Source organism: Bacillus sp. P4_D3, assembly GCF_056401855.1.
On record NZ_JBFUIN010001144.1, the window covers coordinates 1 to 762 of the forward strand.

General features: G+C 36.0%; 1 protein-coding gene. It reads left to right on the top strand.

Annotation, left to right across the window (positions count from 1 at the left end):
* Positions 1 to 64 precede the first annotated feature (64 nt).
* On the top strand, positions 65 to 762 hold a 698-nt coding region (mobP2, locus tag AC1DTM_RS29870), incomplete at its 3' end, for a MobP2 family relaxase (RefSeq protein ID WP_477001632.1).

Genomic DNA, 762 nt, shown 5'->3' on the forward strand with positions numbered 1-762 from the left:
GATTGTTATAGCGAAATGAAAAAAATGAATGAGTTTATTCAAATGATGATGCAGGATGATGAAAATGAGTAATGCCGTTCCTGTTCATTCTTCCACCACACCGGGTGTTGTTTTAAAAACAAAATTTGTGTTACCAAGTTCGGATGCATTTCAGAACTATATTGAGTATGTAGACCGGGAAGAAGCACAAAGTGAAGTGAAACTGAATCCGAAAATGTTTGAAACGTATCAAGAATATATGGGGAATCCWGAAAAGACATCGGCATTGTTTACGGAACACGCAAATCGTTTATCAGAAAGTGAGAAAAAATCCTTAAAGGAAATGTTTAAAACCGCCCATGGAAATGGAAGTATCATGTGGCAAGATGTCATTTCTTTTCATAATCCTTGGCTTGAGGAACAAGGCATTTATGATGAGAAAACTAAAACATTGGATGAAAAAAAGTTAATGGATGTGACACGACTTGCGATGAAAGAAATGCAAAAAAGAGAGGGATTAGAAAAAAGTTCTACCTGGTCGGCAGCCATTCATTTTAACACGGATAACATTCATATTCATGTGGCAACTGTTGAACCTTTTCCAACGAGAGAACGTGGAAAAAGAAAACCAAAAACATTGGATGCGATGAGGGGAAAAGTTGTAAATAATCTGTTAGATCGTACGCAGGAACAAAAACAAATTAATGATTTGATTCGAAATAACATGGTGGGAAGTAAAAAAGAAGATTCCGTTTTTGATTGGCGCAATCAACATTTGAAACC